The sequence below is a fragment of the Longitalea arenae genome, from assembly GCF_016924755.1.
In the GTDB taxonomy this organism is placed as follows: Bacteria; Bacteroidota; Bacteroidia; order Chitinophagales; family Chitinophagaceae; genus Niastella; species Niastella arenae.
The window spans coordinates 16,292-34,174 of sequence record NZ_JAFFJX010000011.1 but is presented as its reverse complement, the minus strand read 5'-3'; the positions used below and the strand labels follow the sequence as shown (position 1 = coordinate 34,174).

Here is a 17,883-nt window from a genome sequence, read left to right as displayed (position 1 = left end):
GATCCACGCGCTCATTAAAAGCCGAGCCTTAAACCTACTGTATACGTTTTGATATTCGGATAAGGATTGTAGTCAACATTCAGCGAGGTGTAATTGCCTTGCGTATTGGAATAGGAATTTACCTCAGGATCGTATCCCGAATAATCAGTGATCGTGATCAGGTTCTGGCCGGTAGCGTAAAGGCTGGCCGATTTAAAGATCGGGCTTACTTTGGGCAGCGGCAGGTCGTAGGTGAGTGTAATGGTCTTGAACCGCAGGTAACTGCCATTCTCTATCAGGTCACTGGTAACGCCCAGGTTACGGCGGTAAGTGCTCACCACACTTGGCAATGTGTTGCTGGTGCCTTCACCTCGCCAGCTTTGATCGGCTACATAAGCGAATTTATTGGCGAAAACAAGGCCATTCTCCATTTCGATCTTGTTCTCATTAAGGATATCAACACCCTGAACGCCTTGTATCAGCACAAACAGGTTGAACCGGCCAACCGTTAAGTTGCTGGTAAAACCATAGGTGAATTTAGGCAGGGCATGACCAATGATCGTTCTGTCGTTGGTAGCATCCAGGGCACTATCGCCGTTGAGATCTCTGTAGATCGGGTCGCCGGGTTTTACAGATTGTTTGGTGCCGCTTTTGGTAATATCAGCCTGGCTTTGCCAGATACCGTCGAACACGTAGCCATAAAATTCACCAATTGGTTTTCCTACCTGTAAGATAGAAGAGAAGCGGCCGCCACCGGGGAACAGATTTGAGCTTACGTTACCGGTAAATTGATAAGGCACATCACCAAGGTCGAGTACCTTGTTCCGGTTCGCTGAAATATTGAAAGAAGTAGACCATTTGAGTTTTTCCTTGTCAATATTAATGGTGTTGATGCCCAATTCAATACCCTTGTTCTGAACACTGCCTATGTTCTGGGTCATAGTAGAGAATCCTGACGTCGTGGGCAAACTTACCTGGAACAGCAGTTTCGTGGTTTTCTTATCATAATAATCCGCTGTGAACTGCACCCGGTTATCCAGGATGCCCAGGTCGAAACCGACGTCAAAAGCCTTTGTTGATTCCCAGGAAAGATCCGGGTTGGGCAGATTATTCTGCGAGAATCCGGTCACCCGGCTGCGGTTCAGCACGTAGCTATTGGCGGTATATTGTTTAATGGAAAGATAAGAAGGCAGCTCCTGGTTACCGGTAGCTCCATAGCTTGCCCTGAACTTCAGATCGCTGATGGCATCCACCTCTTTCAGGAAGTTTTCCTCTTTCACGCGCCAGGCAAAAGCACCGGAAGGGAAATAGCCCCATTTGTTATTCTCACCAAAACGGGAAGAAGCATCTGCGCGGAAAGTGAAGGTGAACAGGTACTTATCGAGCAGCCGGTAATTGATACGGCCCAGTAAAGAAGCCAGCACATTCTTATTGGTATTCGAACCGTTGTTGGCAGTACCAATGGCCAGGTTGTCGGTAAGCAGGTTATTGGTTGATAAGCCGGTTACGGTAGAAGTAACAGAAGCGTTCTTCCATTCCTGGTAGGTGACACCCGCCACTGCATTTATTGAATGGGTCCTGTTGAACACCTTGTCGTAGGTAAGTGTGTTTTCTGTAAGCCAGTTATAGTTATTGTTGGTAACTACCTGGGCATAACCATTGTTCTGTGCACCCAGATAAGAGGTACTGGGGCGGAATACATCGTTACGGAAATTGCGGTATTCGCCGCCGAAGCTGCTGCGCAATTTCAGGCCTTTGACCGGTTCGTATTCGGCAAAGAAATTGGCAAATATGCGGGTGTTCTTGTTTTTATCACTGTTCAGGTTAGCTGCAGCCACGGGGTTACCTACATCAATTGCATAGGGTTGCGGGCCATTCCTGAATGTATAAGCGCCTGTGCTGTCGTATACAGGTGTGATGGGGCTTGAAAGTAGAGCATCGAGCAGGGTACCACCGGCGCTGCCGCCTGTGGTATTTACGTTCGCCTGTAATTGCGATTCGTAGGATACCTGTGAACTAAGTCCCACTTTCAGCTTTTCACTGATCTTGCTATCGAGGTTGAAACGCAGGGTGCCGCGTTTATAATCGGAGCCGATGATGATACCATCCTGACTGAAATAGTTCATACTAAGATAGTAACGGGAGTCTGCATTGCCACCGGTAAAACCCAGGTTGTAATTGGAGATGCGGGCATTACGGAACAGTTCATCCTGCCAGTCGGTGCCTTTGCCCATCGCATTGATCTGGTCCTCTGTATAAGGTTGTGGCAGTACCGGGCTGCTTTTGGCTGCTGCTTCATTTACAAAGCGCGCATACTGTTGGGCGTCCATCATCTCCAGCTTGTTGGCCACCTGTTGCACACCGGTGTACGCATCAAACGTAATGGCTTTTTTGCCGGCTGCGCCTCTTCGGGTGGTGATCATTACCACACCATTGGCGCCGCGGCTTCCATAAATGGCAGTAGCTGAAGCGTCTTTCAATACATCCATAGACACAATATCGTTTGGATTCAGGGCAGTGATATCTGCACCGGCATAACCATCCACTACATACAGCGGATCACTGCTTGTAGAGATAGAGTTGGTACCGCGGATGCGCACGGTGAAAGCAGCGCCCGGTTGAGAATTGGTCTGCGTTACCTGAACGCCCGCTACACGGCCTTGCAGGAGTTGGCCGGTTCCGAATACAGGCGTTTTTTCTACGCTTTGTAAACCTACAGAACCAACGGATCCGGTAAGGTCTTTCTTGCGCGAGGTTCCATAACCTACCACTACTACATCGGTAAGTTGCGTGGGCACTTCAACGAGCGTCACCGTAAGTTCGCCACTGGTGTTGCTAACATCCACTTCCTGTGTGGTAAAGCCAACAGAGCTTACAACGAGTAAAGCCGATTTTGTGTCTGGAACATTGAGCGAGAAAAAGCCTTTTGTGTCAGTAAAGGTGCCGATATTGGTTCCCTTCACTTGAACGTTAACGCCCGGCATAGGTAAATTGGAGGTGTTAAGGACCTTGCCGGAAATTCTTTTTTGTTGTGCTGCTGATTCATAGGGTATACATAACCATAAAATGAACAGCAGGAAGCAGAGTTTCCGAATAGCAATCATTTGTTTTTAAGATTAAGGTGACGAAACGAGGGCTTGAAATTGAAGAAAATGAAGCGAACCGCGCAGTTTTTGTACGGAAACGTTTCCGTAGATACTTGCGGTAATCATAAATAGAAAATAAATTGTCGCTTTTTACGTTGCCGAAAAAGTCGCAGCTGATCGTAATTAACACATGCTGGTGCGTCAATTGACCGGGTTCAAAAAAGCAGTATAATGATTGAATAACCTAGAGGGTCCTGTAATCGGATGGAGAACAACCGAATTTTGATTTAAAAAGCCTTGAGAAATGGGCATTGTTTTCAAATCCCAGGGAATAACAGATATCCGCTATACTTAGTCTGGTGGTTCGTAATAATTCTTTTGCCTTTTTTAACCGTTGCTCCCTGATCCACTGGGAAGGCGGCATATTATAAACGGCTAAAAATTCCCTTCTGAAACTGGAAAGGCTTCTTTGTGATAAAGCAGCGAGCTCATCAAGAGAGATGGCGCTCATTAAATGCTCTTCTACGATAGCGTATAAACTGGGCCGGAAACTTCTTTTTACATATAGCAATACGGGCAGCAGCGGGCTATCTGTGCTGGCCAGACAGAATAACAACTCAAGTAATTTTATTTTAGTAAGGTTTTCATCTACTTTGGATGAAATGTCCAGGTAAAGTTCCAGGGAATCGAGATATTTTTGGATGTTGAGATCTGATCTGGTTATAATGATTCCTGAAACCTCATTTGCATTAGCAGGTTTTAGCACTGCCAGCGCCGCAAATTGTTTAACCAGTTGCTGGCTTAAGGAAAAGATCAAATATTCCGTTTTTACTGTTTCATCTGCGAGCTGGCCAAAACACTTGCATGCTACCAATGTATTATGCTTCAACGCAGCCATTTGATCCTTACCCACCATATGATCTACCTTGCCACACTTGATATTAATGGCGCCTTCCTTCACAACCAGCAATGTATTTTCTTCAGTACAAAGATGGAATTGCTGATGGCCGGTTACGGTATAGCTGGCAACAGCGGAGCAGCCATTTAACAATAATATTTTCTGCGATCGATCGGGAACATGTGAAAAAGCGGGCAGTTTGGTTGATTGCTTTAACATCTTGATGTGGTATTAAAATAAGACTCTTCTTGTTGCTTCTGAAATAGCACATACGGATGTTCAGATACGGGAAGTGATAAGTGTTTGCGCAATCCTGAAATAAGAAAGACCGTAAATAAAATTACCAAAAATGTTTTAAATAATAACAATCAAAAGTGTTGAGACTACAATAATTTGTTCTTTGACAAAGAAAGCATGTCTATGCTTTATGCAAAAGATTTAGCAAAAACATAAAATGCTTTTTATCACCGGGTGTATACCGGTGATAAAAAGCGAAGAAATTAATAGCAGGAAAATTTCAGTGGCAGCAATGCACATCAATGTTATTTGTCGGGAAGTGCCGCGCCTTTATCGATCCATTCTTTAACTTTTGCAACAAAGTCTTCGTGCGTGAGCGGTGGCCTGGTGCCATAGGTAAAGCTGTGTATAACAAGCTTGTCGTGTTCAACATGTTCAACTAACTGGTCAATGGACCTGAAGCCGGTGAATGTTGAATCTTTAAAGCTCATGGCGAGTTGTCTCGGACTTTTTCCCTGGAAGATCATTGGCCTTGCTGCTGTTGGCAAATGCCAATTGGGATGACCGGGAGGCAGATGTTCGCCTTCCAGATCAACGCTTTGATGACAATTGCTGCATTTCAGGGCATATAATCCCTTACCATCAGGCCCTCGTTTCACTCCCTGTGTGTGCTGGTGGCTGTCATCACCCTGCAGGGGAACATCTCCCGAGGGATGGCAATTCATACAACGCGGGTGCATAAAAACAGTATATGCTTCTGCAAAAGCTGCTTTCGATTCTTGTTCGCGTTTCTTTTCATTGTCGTCGGCCGCCGGGTTGTTCTTAGGCATAATAGTGGCTGGTGGTGCAATAGCCGAAGATCTGTTTGTGTTAGTTGGCCGGGCAGGCAACATCAGGTTTACCGAAGCAATGGCCAGCACGATACAGACGATAACTTTCCATGTATGATGAAATAGCGTGAAATGGAAATTTTTCATAGCCCTTTTTTTAAGATGAACAACTGGTCAGGTAGCAGATCTTTTTAGCTCAGCTGCAAGGTGAATGGCTTTGCGGATGCGTTGGTAGGTTCCGCAGCGGCAGATATTGCCCGACATGGCATTGTCGATATCCTGGTCAGACGGATCGTTATTCTCCCGCAAGAGGATCGCTGCTGCCATTATCTGGCCTGTTTGGCAGTAGCCGCATTGCGGCACATCTATTTCTGTCCACGCCTCCATCAACGGCTTGCTCAGGGATGGCTGCAATCCTTCAATGGTTACGATCTCTTTGCCAACGGCCCTTGAAACCGGTGAAATACATGATCGGATGCCCTGTCCGTCGAGATGCACCGTGCAGGCGCCACATTGTGCAGCTCCACAGCCAAATTTTGTTCCGGTTAGTTTCAGCTTGTCACGGATGACCCATAAGATCGGCATGTCGGGCAATACATCTACTTCATATTGTTTACCGTTCACTGTGAGTTGTATCATGGCAATGGTTTTATATTGAAGCAATTGAGGAAAGAATTTCAAACCGCATGGTAATAACGTTATGCGGTACCTGTATTCACTTTTTTTATCGGTAAGTTCCTGATGCGTTTACCTGTTGCGGCGAAAATGGCATTTGTCAATGCCGGCATCATTTGCCCCACAGATGCTTCACCAATACCACCGGGTTTTTCATTACTGGGAACTATAAATGTATTTACCTCGGGCATTTCATGTATGCGCAGGATGGGATAGTTATAGAAGTTCTTCTGCTGCACCTGCCCGTTTTTGAAGGTGATCTCGCTGTAGAGCGCCGTTGATAAGCCATATCCGATGCTGCCTTCCATTTGCGCCACCACACCGTCGGGATGTATGGCCAAACCGCAATCGACGGCACAGGTCACTTTGTGCACTTTTACTGATCCGTCTTTTAATACAGACACTTCAGCCACCAGGGCAACATAGCTGGCAACCGCTTCGTACGCGGCAATGCCTCTTCCGCGGCCTTTCGGCAGCGGCGAGCCCCAATTGCTTTTTTCAGCCGCCAGGTTCAATACGCCCAGGAGGCGGGGCACATCTTTATACAGCATTCTTCTGTAAGCGACGGGATCCTTTTTTACTGCGTAGGCCATTTCATCAATGAGGCTTTCCATGGCAAAAATGGTATGGCTCAGTCCTACCGCCCGCCAGTTATCGATGAGTACCGGCCAGGTAGGCGTATTTAATTCTATTTTTTGATCCTTTATTTTTTTTACAAAGGGCGCAGTTTGCATGCCTTCTATAGAGAACATATCAACGCCGTTGATAACGGCTACTTTTTCAAATGGACCGCCGGTCATAACAGACTGGCCTACGCTGATCTGTTTCCAGGAAACCGGCATGCCACTGGCATCGAGCCCCACTTTAAACCGGTGTAAAAAGGCTGGCCGGTACATGCCGCCCTGAATATCATCTTCGCGTGTCCATACTGTTTTTACCACCTTGCCGGTAGCTTTGGCTATTTCTACTGCTTCGCGCACGAAATCAGAGCGGGTAATATTCCTGCGGCCAAAAGAACCACCGAGGAAGCAGGTGGTTATAAATACCTTATTGATCGGCAATCCGGTGATCTGAGCGGCAGCCCGCTGATCATCGGTTTGCGTTTGCGTACCTGTCCATATTTCGCATTTATCAGCACTTAACTGCACCGTGCAGTTCAGGGGCTCCATGGGCGCCTGGGCAAGAAAGGGTTGGTAGTATTCGGCTTCCAGCTTGTATTTGCTTTTTGAAAATGTTTCATCGGGATTGCCGGCATTGGTGGCGGCAGTACCTCCTTTATCGGCCCTGGCTTTCAGTTCAGTCAACAGGGAATCGCTGTTAAGATGGCTTGCCTCACCGAGATCCCATTGTACCTTCAAAGCTTCACGGCCTTTTTTAGCGGCCCAAAAATCATCGGCCAGCACAGCAATGCCGGTGGGTATTTTTACCACCTGCCGAACGCCGGGAACTGCCATGGCAGCAGCTTCATTGTACCGGATAACCCTGGCGCCCGATACCGGTACCCTCGACACCATAGCGGTTAACATGCCCGGAATATGCACATCCATTCCAAAAACAGCTTTGCCATTTATTTTTTCCGGCGAATCGAGCTTTTTTATTTTTTCTTTTCCGATGATCTTCCAACTGGCCGGATCTTTTAAGGGAACGTCGGCAGGAGCAGGCAGGGCCGATGCTTCCTGTACCAGTTCTCCATACCTGACGTTTTTGTCGCCACTGATCACGTAGCCGTTTTCAGTGCGGCATTCATTGCTATTCACTTTCCAGCGATTGGCGGCAGCCTGCACAAGCAGGTGACGGGCGGTGGCGCCTGCCTTGCGATACCGGTCAAATTCAGAATATAAGCTGCTTGAACCTCCTGTGCGCTGTGTTGCATAAATGGTATGATAATAAGCTGTGTCGGCAGGAGCATGCTCCACCTGTAGTTTATGCCAATCGGCATCCAGTTCTTCCGCTATTAACATGGAGAGGGAAGTCCAGATACCCTGGCCCATTTCACAATGCGAAAGCAACACTTTTACCGAGTCGTCGGCCCCAATGCGAAGAAATGCGTTTGGCATAAACAGGCTGGTCTCTGTAAGCGCTGCCGCTTTGCGAATGCCTGCCGGTACATGGAATGCTATAATGAGCCCGCCGGTGGTAAGGGCTGTAGACCGAATGAATTGCCGGCGGCTGATCGATCCGGATGGTTTCATGACTGTTAGTTTTGGTTTCCTTAGCTTCTGATAAGTATGCTGTAATAAAGTTCGGCCATGAAACAGGCGTTCAATTTATCAATTCGTTCAATTTTATTGCTTTTCCGGGTCAAATTGACTGTCGGCTGAAAATGGCAAAGTAGGGAATGCCTATATTTGTATTATTATTTATTATAAACTATCTTGTTGATTATTAGTTGTTCCTGACTGATCAATCACCTAAACATTCCTGATATAAAAACACGAAAAAATACCGGAATAGCCGTGCAGCCTGAAGTATCATATAGTGAAAAAGGATTGCTGTTGCAGGTTATTAATGGGGATGCCGAGGCTTTTTCAGAAATATACGATCTGTATAAAGACCGGATCTTTGCCTTTGCTTTTACACTCACCAAATCAAAGGAAATAGCAGAAGAGGCTACCCAGGAAGTGTTTGTAAAACTTTGGGAAAAGAGGGACCAGATCAATACAGAGTATCCACTCATCCCGTACATTAAAAAGATCACCTACAACTATATCATCAGTTTCTTCAGAAAGGTAAAACTCGACCGGCAACTTCAGCAAAACCTGTATAGCAATATGGAGGCCTTGCGCAATACGAATGAAGATGAACTATTGCAAAAAGAGCTGAATAAACTGTACCGGCAGGCCATAGACCAACTTCCCCAGCAAAAGCGCATGGCTTATACCCTTAGCCGCGAACAACATTTAAGCTATGAGGAGATTGCCCTGCAAATGGGCATTAGCAAGAATACGGTGCGCAATCATATGACAGAAGCTATTCAGTTCATCCGGAACTACATCACCAGTCACACCGACCTTGCCTGCCTTATCCTGGCGATCTGTATCTATCGCAGGCTCGGCTAATTAATAACTAAAAGGCATCAAGGCAAAAAGGCAAAAATCAAAAGCATAAAGGTGTTAAACAATTGGCGGCAACCGGTAAATCTGCGACCTGCCACCGGCAGTTGGAAACTGCTAACCGGAAGCCTCGCAAGCTGCAGCATTTATTTAATAAAATTTTTTTAAAGAGAACTAGTATTCTCTTATCGCCCGCGCGTATCTGTAGCGAGGGCGGTATAATTTAATACAAAAGTAATGGCACTAAGTAAGGAAGAACTTGATGACCTGTATAATAAATACATCCAAAACCAGTGTAGCCCACAGGAGCTGGAAATGCTGGTCAATGAACTGGGTGCAGTTGATGAGGCGAATGAAGAAGCGATCACCCAACTATTCAATACAACCTGGGATGGACTGGAAGTTCACCCTGATAAATATTCACTGCCCAACCTGGCATTACCCGGAACGCATGCCTATGAGACACCCGTAATTGGAATGTACTCTTTGAAGAGAAGATGGATGCGCATTGCTGTAGCTGCTTCCATTATTTTGATAACGGGAGCAGCTGGATTTTGGTTAATTCGTACCCGGGAAACTAAGCTGCCAACCAGGCCTGTCACTATCAAGAAAGATGTTTCACCCGGCGGGAACAAGGCCATTCTGACATTGGCCGACAATTCAACCATTGTTCTCGACAATGCAGCCAATGGAAAATTGGCGCAGCAGGGAGTAGCAACGATCAGCAAATCGGGCGATGGTTCACTCGCATATTCCCTCCCGGCTAACCGGGAGGGCAATAGCGAGCCCCTGTACAACACCCTGCGTACGCCGCGCGGCGGCCAGTACCAGCTGACATTATCAGACGGTACAAAGGTTTGGCTGAATGCGGCTTCATCAGTTACCTATCCAACTTCATTTACCGGTGACGAAAGAAAAGTATCCATCTCCGGTGAAGTGTATCTGGAAGTGGCGCGTAATGCCAGCAAGCCATTTAAGGTGCAAACCAACGGAGCGGAGATCCAGGTATTGGGCACGCACTTCAATGTGCATGCTTATGAAGATGAACCGGCCAAAAAGATCACCTTGATCGAAGGCAAGGTAAAAGTCAGCAGCCGCCAACCGGCAACCGGCAAAGCAGCATCAGTCATCCTTAAACCCGGGCAACAGGCAATTGCCGCCGGGGATGCTCCATTGACGATCGACCATTCACCCGATATAGAAGAAGTCCTTGCCTGGAAGAATGGCTTGTTCCGTTTCAACAATGCCGATATAAAAACCGTCATGAAACAGGTTGAGCGCTGGTATGATGTAGAAGTGGTGTATGAGGGCCCGGTGCCGGAAGGTCATTTCAGGGGAAAGATTCCGCGCAATGTAATGGCCAGTGAAATGTTAAAGATCATAGAAGCCAGTGGTATTGAGTTCCGGATAGAAAATAAAAAGATCATCATTACAAAATAAGTTAACCAGACAGGTTAATAAAAAACCCGGATCGCGTGGAAGGCGACCCAGGTCATAATGAGTTAACCTGATATAACAAATATCTCGCTAAAGACTGCTTTATCAATTAACCCAAAACTAGACAAAGTTATGTCAATTTTACTTTGTGATCCCGCGTTTGCGCGGGATGCAACGGGCCATTCTTTGGTCAACAAACTGCTAAAAATCATGAGACTCACCGCCATCCTGGTTTTGGGCGCCTGCCTGCAGGTTGCCGCAAAAGGAAAAGCGCAAAGCATTACGCTCTCCGAACGGAACGCACCTATTGAAAAGGTGCTGCAATCCATCGAGAAGCAGGCCAATGTAAGCTTTTATTATAAGGTAGAACTGCTGCAAACAGCAGCACCGGTTACCATTACTGTAAAAAATAAAAGTCTTAAGCAGGTATTGGACCAATGCTTTAAAGACAGGCCCTTTTCGTACGAAGTGATTGGTAATGTCGTGGTGATAAAAGCTAAACTGGTTCCACCTGTTGTTGAGGCTCCCCCGCAGGTGCCTGTGTGGGCACCGGTGAGGATAACCGGACGGGTGTTAGGTGAAAGTGGAGAACAGCTGGCCGGTGCTTCCATTCGTATTTTACAAAAAGGCAAGCTTAAGAACATAGGTGTCACTAATGAAAAAGGTGAATTTAAGCTGGGCGAATTTGAAGATGGCATTTACATACTTGAAGTATCTTTCATAGGATATGAAAAAGTAGCAAAAGAAATAAAAGTGCCCGGTCAGATAACCGGTGTGCTCATCGTAATGAAGAAAGCGGTAAGCGTGCTCGATGAAGTGCAAACCATTGCCTATTCCAATACCAGCATGCGATATAATACCGGCGATATCACTACTATCAATTCAAAGGAGATTGCCCGTAATCCCGTGCCCAATGTGCTGCAGGCCTTGCAGGGAAGGGTGGCCGGTATGTTCATATCAGAAACATCCGGCATGCCCAACGGTGCATTCCAGGTGCAGATCCGGAGTGTGAATACCCTCGCAGGCACAGCCAGAACTTCTCCTTCTATTATTCCGCAGGGCGGACAACCTTTATATATTGTCGATGGCGTGGAATATCCTGCCTCTGGTAATCTGCCCATGCAAAATTTCCCACCTTTCGGCAATTCGAAATTTTTCGGCAATGCCCTGAACTATCTCGATCCATCGTTGATCGAGTCCATTAATGTATTAAAAGGGGCCGATGCTACCGCTATATATGGGTCCCGCGGCGCTTATGGCGTTATTCTCATTACCACTAAAAAAGCAAAAGCCGGTAAACCAACTGTGAGCGTCAATGCCAGTTATGGTTTTTCACAGGTAGGTAAAATGCCGGAAATGATGAATACGGAGCAATACCTGGAGATGCGCCGCAGTGCCCTGGCGAATGGTGGATCAACACCGGGTGCTATCGATTATGATCTTAATGGTACCTGGGATACCACCCAGTCAACAGACTGGCAGGATTTCTTCCTGGGTGAAAAAGCGCCTACCACAAGGTTGAACGCCACTTATACCGGTGGATCATCCAATGCCAGTTATTTATTGGGCGCCAACTACAGTACCATTGGCAACATACAGCGAAGTAAAGGATCGGTAAGAGCAGGTGGAATGAACTTCAACATCAATACGGCCACCAATGACAGGAAGTTCCTTGCCGTATTATCGGGAAGTTATTCTACCAATGTAGATGATATGGTGCCAGTTGATTTTGTGGGCTCCGGTGGTTTGACCATGGCGCCTAATGCGCCCTATCCTTTCCTGGAAGACGGAAAGTTGAACTGGGAGAACAATCCAACCAACCCGGCAGCTGTCTTGAATTCTATTTATCGTAATGCCACCGATAACCTGGTGGCGAATACCAGTATGACCTTTACACCTGTAAAAGGGCTCAACTTCATTCTGGCAGGTGGGTTTAACCTGTTGACCGCAAAAGAGTTTGCCGCCAAACCTTCTTCTTTTTTTAACCCGGTAACCTTTACTACCGCTCAAACCTACAGTTCGGTTAACCAGTACCGCTTGCGAACATTCAGCGCCGATCCCCGGGTTGAATACAATCAGTTACTGTGGGGCAAAGGCCGCCTGAGCCTTACTGCCGGCGGCAGTTTGCGCGATGCGGAAGAACACACCACCTTTATCAGTGGCAATGGCTATCCTACCGATCAGTTGCTGATGAGTCCGGCCAATGCAAGCGCAGCCAATATTTCTACCGTTTACAGGATCCTGCCCCGGCGATACATTGGGGCTTTTGCCATTCTGAATTTCCGTTGGGCCGATAAGTACATTCTTGCCCTTAACGGCCGCCGTGATGGTTCGTCTGTGTTTGGAAATAATAAGCAGTTCGGCAATTTCGGATCTGTCAGCGGCGCCTGGATCCTTAGCGAAGAACCCTGGTTTGAACCGCTGAAGAACATCATAGGGTTCCTGAAACTGAAAGCAGGGTACGCATTGGTGGGCGGAAGTTCCATTGGTCCTTATAATTACATCAATACCTATGGGCTTTCCACCAATTCGTATGGAGGTGGAATTTCGCTTACCCCCCAAAATCTCGCGAACCCTTACCTGCATTGGGAAACCAATAAGAATATGGAAGCCGGCCTTACAATAGATCTGCTGAAAGGCCGGATCAACATAGATGCCATGTATTATCATAACAGGGTAGGCGACCAGTTAACCAGCCAGCCCCTGGCCAGTATTACCGGCTTCACCGCATTCACCATTAATTCGCCGGCCAATATTCACAGCTATGGAGCAGAGATAACACTCAATACAAAAAATATCAGTAACAAGAATTTCAGCTGGAGCACCCGCATCAACCTGACATTGCCACGTACAAAACTGAAAGCCTATCCAGGCATTGAGAACCTGGTCACAAATGTGAACTACGAGATCGGGAAACCAATTACTGGCATTAAGTTGTACAATTATGCAGGTGTTGACCCTGCCACGGGAACACACAATTTTTACAATGCCCAGGGCGTGAGAGGTGAATTTACACCTTTCCTCAGTCCGGTTCAGCTTGACCCGGTCAAAGACAGGGTTGCTTTCGTTGACCTCGCGCCCAAATATTATGGCGGTGTGCTGAACTCGCTCACCTATAAGAATTTCAGTATGGACTTCTCCGTTACAATAACGAACCGGATGGGGCCCGAATACCTCGCATTCAACAGCCTGCCAATGGGTTTCCAGGTTGGCAATTATCCATTGGATATTTCCAATCAGCGGTGGAGGAAACCGGGTGATGTTACCAGGGTGCCTAAAGTAAGTACTTCGCCTGTAGCTGGTCTTACACAAGGCCTCTACGTGAATAGCACAGGAGCCTACAGTAATGCCACTTATGCACGTTTGCAGAACCTGAGCTTTAGTTACCGCTTGCCCGCCAGGCTCCTGCAAAAGGCGCGAATGGCTGGTTTGTCAGTATACGTAGCAGGACAGAACCTGTATACTATCTCAAAGTATGACAACCTCGATCCGGAGAATATGCAGGCCAACCGGATGCCGCCATTGCGGGTGTATACCATGGGCATTAACGTCACTTATTAAAATCATTGAATCATGAAACATCCACTTCAATATAGATCCATGCTGCGGGGCAAATTAGTAAGCTGTTGCTTTCTTTTACTGATGGTTTCAGCGGGTTGTAAAAAATATCTTCAGGTGCCTGTACCGATCAATTCCATAGCAGGCAGTGCTGTATTTGAAAATGATTATTCTTCGGCCGCTGCCTTGAACAGCATATATGTGAATTTGTACCTGCAGGGCAATTTTGACGGGCCAAATGGCATAGCGTATCTGTCGGGCATCTATGGAGATGAATTTACGAATTACTCTGCCAACGTTAACAACATCGCCCTGTATTCCAACAGCGTAAGCAGTTCGTTAGGCAATGTTTCCAGCGCCTGGGTCTCTTTGTATAAACAGCTGTATTCGGTTAACCTGGCCATTGAAGGACTAACGCCGGCCGGCAATCTTACTTACAGGGACCAGTGGCTGGGGGAAGCTTATTTCCTTCGCGGGTTGATCTATTTCTATCTTACCAATATGTATAGGGACGTACCCCTGGTATTAAGCTCAGACTACCTGCATAATAATGGCCTGGCCCGCAGCTCCCAGGATGATGTATATAACCAGATCATAGCTGATCTGCAGGAGGCGGAATCTTTGTTAAGCGTTCAATACAGGGATAATAACGGGCTCGTTGTAAACAACAACAGGTCAAGGCCCAACCGTTCTGCCGCTGAAGCCCTGCTGGCGCGGGTATATCTGTATAGGGGCGACTGGCAAAATGCGGCTGATCGCGCCGGGAATGTGATCGCCAATGCGACTTACCAGCTGGTGCAACCGGCGTCGGCATTTTTAGTCAATTCACAAGAGATCATCTGGGGCATTGTGCCGGTGCAGAACGCAACGACTAACTACAAAGTGAAAGATGTTCATACCTATATTATCCCCAAAGGCAGAACGCCAATAGCGGCATTTGTTTCGGTAGCGTTGAGTGATTCGCTGGTGAAGGCATTTGAGCCCAATGATCTGCGTTATACCCATTGGGTGGGTATTGATTCGGTGCCGGCCAGCGCATCTACGCCCGCAGCCGTATATTATTTTGCCCATAAATACAAGGCCAATGGCAATTACACCACCGCCCAGGAAACTGTGGTGATGCTGCGCCTGGCAGAACAATACCTCATCAGGGCTGAAGCCAGAACAAAACTGAATGATCTTACTGGCGCGCTGGCCGACCTCAATGCTGTTCGCACCAGGGCTGGTTTGCCGGCTTCCACCGCTGGCACCCAGGCGGAAATAATGGGCGCCATTCAAAGAGAACGGCGGGTAGAGTTTTTTGCAGAGTCGGGCCACCGCTATTTCGATCTGCGCCGTACGGGTATGCTCGACCCCCTGATGACGAAGATCAGTGCAACCAGGGGCGGTAACTGGATCAGTTATAAAGCATGGTGGCCCATCCCGCTCTCGGATATACAAAACAATCCCCGGCTTGAACAAACTTTTGGTTATCAATAATTGATGAGACTTCCATATCATGGTTTAAATACCATAGCGCGTTAGCATTCGAATGCATTGCCATATCATTTTATAAAGACAAAAATTCATGTTTACGGATATCAACAAAAAGCTTCCTTTACTGGTCTGTTGTTTATGTGTCCTGGGGCTTTCAGCCATTGCGCAAAAAGCGCCGAAAGCCGACACCGCCAAAAGCAAAAAGGCTGACACTGCAGCTGCTTTACTGAAAACATTGCCTAAACCGGATGCCCTCAAGCCATATAAAGATATAATTACCGCCGATGCTAAAACGGCTACCGGGTTCTTCAATGTGCATAAGATAGATGACCGCTGTTTATTTGAATTGCCCGATTCCATCCTGGGCCGTGATCTGTTAACCGTTAACCGCATATCGCGTTCTTCCTCCCAGTTCCGGCATCCCCTGAATCGCTTGATGAGCTATTCCGGCGACTGGATAGGGGAGAGTGTGATCCGTTTCGAAAAAGCGCCAAATAATAAGATCATGCTGAAGATGGTCTCTTACAGGGAACGGTCAGGCGACAGTTCAGCAAACGGCTTGTCGAAGCTGGTAGAGAGCAATAATATTCAACCCATTTATGCATCCTTCCCCGTTAAAACGGTCAACAAGGAAAAGAATGCAACGGTGATCGATGTGACTGATTATCTGAACAGCGATAATGCGGTGTTTGGTTATCTCAGCGACCTGAAAGGGTATACCAACCTGGGTGCTGTACTGCCCGACAGAAGTTATATCGATACCATCAGGGCCTTTCCGATGAATATAGAAATTAAAACTGTAAAAACATACGGGATGCCCAAGCCAGGGAGTACAATGGTAACGCCCGTTACATTCGAATATAACAACTCTATCGTGCTGCTTCCCAAAGAACCGATGAAGGGAAGACCATACGATGCACGGGTGGGTTTCTTCGGATTATGGCCAACCGATTATGTTGATTTCGATGCCAATCCGCAGGGTGTAAAAAAGATCAGTAATATCTGGCGCTGGCGATTGGAACCAAAGCCGGAAGATGTTGAAAGATACAATCGCGGTGAACTGGTGGAGCCACAAAGGCCGATCATTATTTATATTGATCCGCTTACGCCGAAAAAATGGGTTCCTTACCTCATTCAGGGGGTGAACGACTGGCAGGCAGCTTTTGAAAAGGCTGGTTTTAAAAATGCCATAATGGCCAGGGAAGCGCCTGCCAGAGAAGAAGACAGCACCTGGAGCATTGATGATGCGCGGCACTCTGCATTGGTATACAAACCATCTGATTTTCCGAATGCCAGCGGCCCCAGTGTAAAAGACCCGCGCAGCGGCGAAATACTCGAAACGCATATCAACTGGTATCATAATGTTATGGACATTTTGTACAAGTGGTATTTCATCCAGGCGGGCGCTATTGATCCCCGGGCCAACAAGCCGCATTTCAACGATTCCCTGATGGGTGAGCTGATCCGTTTTGTTTCTTCCCACGAGGTTGGTCATACGCTGGGCTTGCGGCACAACTGGGGCGCTTCATCTACTGTGCCTGTGGAGAAGCTGCGCGATAAAAAATGGGTGGAAGCGCATGGCCATACGCCCTCCATTATGGATTATGCCCGCTTCAATTATGTAGCCCAGCCGGAAGATCATATTACTGCAAAGGGGATCTTCCCCCGCATTGGCGACTACGACAAATGGGCGATCGAATGGGGTTACCGCATGATACCCGGTAACAAAACTGCGGCCGAGGAAAAAAGTATTTTGAATAAATGGATCGTCAATAAATTAAAAGAAGGCCCGCAATACTTTTTCGGGATCGAAGCTGTACAGGGCGAGCCCACTACAGCCCTCGATCCCCGGAACCAGAACGAAGACCTGGGCGATGATGCCATGCTGGCCAGCGCCTATGGGATCAAAAATCTGAAAAGAATAATTCCCAATCTTATTAAATGGACGCAGGAGCCCGATGAAGATTATACCCGGGCAGGCGAAATGTATGAAGAATTGGTACGCCAGTTCCAACGGTACATGGGGCATGTGCTCATGAACATTGGCGGTGTGCTTACAACACCAAAAACGGTTGAACAAGCGGGCGATGTATATAGCTTTGTGCCCAAAGAAAAGCAAAAGCGCGCCATGGCCTTTTTGCAAAAGGAACTGTTTGCTACGCCCGAATGGCTGCGCAATGAACAATTATACAATCTCACATCAACCAGCTTCAGCAGTGTTGAAAATGTGCAGCGGTCGATCCTTATTCAGTTGCTCGATGCAAAATATATTTTGCGCCTTGGTATCCAGGAGGCGCAGGCGCCCGTAAAAGCATATACGGCCCGAGAGATGCTTGCCGATCTGAAAAAAGGCATTTTTTCTGAATTAGCTGCTGGTAAGGCGATCTCCCTCAACCGGCGTAATCTGCAAAAAACGTATGTTGTTAAACTGCTGACCCTGCTGCCACCGGGTCAAACGGCTATCCCTGCTGAAAATGAAGCCAGCTCTGTAGTGAAGGCCAACGCGCGGCAACTGGCGGCCGATCTTAAACGCGCCATAACGCTTAACCCCGATGCTGCCTCAACAGACCATTTAAAAGACCTGCACGAACGATTGATACGAGCGCTTGAGCCAAAATGATGAAGTTCTTATGTATTATAATAGGGTTCTCTAG

10 protein-coding genes are annotated in these 17,883 nt (G+C 47.2%); 5 read left to right on the top strand and 5 right to left on the bottom strand.

Annotated features, from left to right (window positions below; genetic code table 11):
- Positions 1–14 precede the first annotated feature (14 nt).
- From JT717_RS19900 to JT717_RS19880, 5 genes are all read right to left on the bottom strand, one after another.
- The gene (locus tag JT717_RS19900) at positions 15–3,083 is read right to left on the bottom strand and encodes a SusC/RagA family TonB-linked outer membrane protein (protein WP_205512794.1); all 3,069 of its coding nucleotides are present in this window, start codon (positions 3,081–3,083) and stop codon (positions 15–17) included.
- A gap of 226 nt (positions 3,084–3,309) precedes the next feature.
- Positions 3,310–4,182 carry a helix-turn-helix domain-containing protein gene (locus JT717_RS19895; protein ID WP_205512793.1) on the bottom strand — a complete coding sequence of 291 codons (873 nt, stop codon included), beginning with the start codon at positions 4,180–4,182 and terminating at the stop codon, positions 3,310–3,312.
- Between the two features lie 323 nt (positions 4,183–4,505).
- Entirely contained in the window at positions 4,506–5,177 is a 672-nt protein-coding gene (locus JT717_RS19890; RefSeq protein ID WP_205512792.1) for a hypothetical protein, read from the bottom strand.
- Positions 5,178–5,204: 27 nt separating this feature from the next.
- On the bottom strand, positions 5,205–5,669 hold the full coding sequence (locus tag JT717_RS19885) for a (2Fe-2S)-binding protein (RefSeq protein ID WP_205512791.1): 465 nt from the start codon (positions 5,667–5,669) through the stop codon (positions 5,205–5,207).
- 59 nt (positions 5,670–5,728) lie between these two features.
- On the bottom strand, positions 5,729–7,897 hold the full coding sequence (locus tag JT717_RS19880) for a xanthine dehydrogenase family protein molybdopterin-binding subunit (RefSeq protein ID WP_205512790.1): 2,169 nt from the start codon (positions 7,895–7,897) through the stop codon (positions 5,729–5,731).
- A gap of 264 nt (positions 7,898–8,161) precedes the next feature.
- On the opposite strand from JT717_RS19880, the gene JT717_RS19875 reads away from it, so the two are divergent.
- From JT717_RS19875 to JT717_RS19855, 5 genes are all read left to right on the top strand, one after another.
- On the top strand, positions 8,162–8,764 hold the full coding sequence (locus tag JT717_RS19875) for an RNA polymerase sigma-70 factor (protein WP_205512789.1): 603 nt from the start codon (positions 8,162–8,164) through the stop codon (positions 8,762–8,764).
- Positions 8,765–8,995: 231 nt separating this feature from the next.
- The gene (locus tag JT717_RS19870) at positions 8,996–10,198 is read left to right on the top strand and encodes a FecR family protein (protein WP_205512788.1); all 1,203 of its coding nucleotides are present in this window, start codon (positions 8,996–8,998) and stop codon (positions 10,196–10,198) included.
- Positions 10,199–10,405: 207 nt separating this feature from the next.
- A complete protein-coding gene (locus tag JT717_RS19865) occupies positions 10,406–13,756 on the top strand; it encodes a SusC/RagA family TonB-linked outer membrane protein (RefSeq protein ID WP_205512787.1) in 3,351 nt (1,116 codons plus the stop codon).
- A gap of 12 nt (positions 13,757–13,768) precedes the next feature.
- On the top strand, positions 13,769–15,232 hold the full coding sequence (locus tag JT717_RS19860) for a RagB/SusD family nutrient uptake outer membrane protein (RefSeq protein ID WP_205512786.1): 1,464 nt from the start codon (positions 13,769–13,771) through the stop codon (positions 15,230–15,232).
- A gap of 88 nt (positions 15,233–15,320) precedes the next feature.
- Positions 15,321–17,849, top strand: a complete 2,529-nt coding sequence (locus tag JT717_RS19855) for a zinc-dependent metalloprotease (protein WP_205512785.1) — start codon at positions 15,321–15,323, stop codon at positions 17,847–17,849.
- Positions 17,850–17,883 lie beyond the last annotated feature (34 nt).

What these genes read in the sequence shown, in the direction of transcription:
- JT717_RS19900 (WP_205512794.1), bottom strand. Translation starts at nt 3,083, where the DNA reads ATGATTGCTATTCGGAAACTCTGCTTCCTGCTGTTCATTTTATGGTTA.
- JT717_RS19895 (WP_205512793.1), bottom strand. Translation starts at nt 4,182, where the DNA reads ATGTTAAAGCAATCAACCAAACTGCCCGCTTTTTCACATGTTCCCGAT.
- JT717_RS19890 (WP_205512792.1), bottom strand. Translation starts at nt 5,177, where the DNA reads ATGAAAAATTTCCATTTCACGCTATTTCATCATACATGGAAAGTTATC.
- JT717_RS19885 (WP_205512791.1), bottom strand. Translation starts at nt 5,669, where the DNA reads ATGATACAACTCACAGTGAACGGTAAACAATATGAAGTAGATGTATTG.
- JT717_RS19880 (WP_205512790.1), bottom strand. Translation starts at nt 7,897, where the DNA reads ATGAAACCATCCGGATCGATCAGCCGCCGGCAATTCATTCGGTCTACA.
- JT717_RS19870 (WP_205512788.1), top strand. Translation starts at nt 8,996, where the DNA reads ATGGCACTAAGTAAGGAAGAACTTGATGACCTGTATAATAAATACATC.
- JT717_RS19865 (WP_205512787.1), top strand. Translation starts at nt 10,406, where the DNA reads ATGAGACTCACCGCCATCCTGGTTTTGGGCGCCTGCCTGCAGGTTGCC.
- JT717_RS19860 (WP_205512786.1), top strand. Translation starts at nt 13,769, where the DNA reads ATGAAACATCCACTTCAATATAGATCCATGCTGCGGGGCAAATTAGTA.
- JT717_RS19855 (WP_205512785.1), top strand. Translation starts at nt 15,321, where the DNA reads ATGTTTACGGATATCAACAAAAAGCTTCCTTTACTGGTCTGTTGTTTA.